Origin of the sequence: Amycolatopsis speibonae (assembly GCF_042647925.1) — a bacterium.
Classification (GTDB): Bacteria; Actinomycetota; Actinomycetes; order Mycobacteriales; family Pseudonocardiaceae; genus Amycolatopsis; species Amycolatopsis speibonae.
This window is the reverse complement of record NZ_JBHRWK010000136.1, coordinates 1-1201: the sequence shown is the minus strand read 5'-3', so window position 1 is coordinate 1201 and position 1201 is coordinate 1. Positions and strand designations below refer to the sequence as shown.

At 66.5% G+C, this 1201-nt stretch carries 1 protein-coding gene; it reads left to right on the top strand.

What is annotated here, in order from left to right:
* On the top strand, positions 1–1026 hold a 1026-nt coding region (locus ACFOSH_RS42480; RefSeq protein ID WP_378247220.1), incomplete at its 5' end, for an IS701 family transposase.
* Between the last annotated feature and the right edge of the window lie 175 nt (positions 1027–1201).

Genomic DNA, 1201 nt, shown 5'->3' with positions numbered 1-1201 from the left:
CTGGTGGCGGGCCTGGAGCGGAAGAACGGCTGGACGCTGGCTGAACAGGCGGGTGAGGTGTCGCCGGACGGGATGCAGCGGTTGCTGCGCTGGGCGGACTGGGACATCGACGGGGTCCGTGACGATCTGCGGGACTACGTGATCGAGCACCTCGGCGAGCCGGGTGGTGTGCTGATCGTCGACGACACCGGATTCCTGAAGAAAGGTGTGCGGTCCGCCGGTGTTCAGCGGCAGTACTCCGGAACCGCAGGCCGGATCGAGAACTGCCAGATCGGGACTTTCCTGGCGTATGCCTCGGATCGTGGGCATGCGCTGATCGATCGGGAATTGTATTTGCCGGAGCCGTGGCTCGCCGACCGCGACCGTGCCCGGCGAGCGGGGATCCCCGACGAGATCGAGTTCGAGACCAAACCACGTCACGCGATGGCGATGCTGGCACGGGCGTTCGAGGCGGGTGCGCCGTTCGCGTGGATCACCGCCGATGAGGCATACGGTCAGGTCAAGTACTTGCGGACATGGCTGGAAGACCACGACGCCGCGCATGTGCTGTCCACCAAGGTCAACGACACCTTGATCACCGCCGACGGCGGCGAGCGCCGGGCGGACGAGCTGATCGCCGCTCTGCCCCTCCAGGCGTGGCGACGGTTGTCGGTCGGCGCCGGTGCGCACGGGCCCCGCGAGTACGACTGGGCGCGGACACCGATCCGCATCGGCTGGCGGGCCGGGCGCGGGCACTGGCTACTGGCGCGGCGTTCGATCTCGGATCCGACCGAGATCGCCTACTACGTCTGCTACGGGCCTCGCCGCTCGACACTGCTGGACCTGGCCTGGATCGCCGGCACTCGCTGGCGGATCGAGGAATGCTTCCAGCAAGCCAAAAACGAAGCCGGGCTCGACCACTACCAGGCCCGGTCCTGGCGGGCCTGGTACGCCCACATCACCCTGTCCATGCTCGCCCACGCCTGGCTCGCCGCCACCAGATCCCTTGCCATAAAAGGGGAATTGGCGTCGACGACCCAGACATGATCGGATTCACGCTACCGGAGATCCGACGCCTGCTCACCAAACTCATCCTGCGTGTCGCCGACACCGCCGACCACATCTGGCACTGGTCACACTTCCGCCGCCGACGACAACACCAAGCCCGCCTCAGCCACTACAAACGACGAGGCTACCCACTCACCGAACTGCCGTTGCAGTA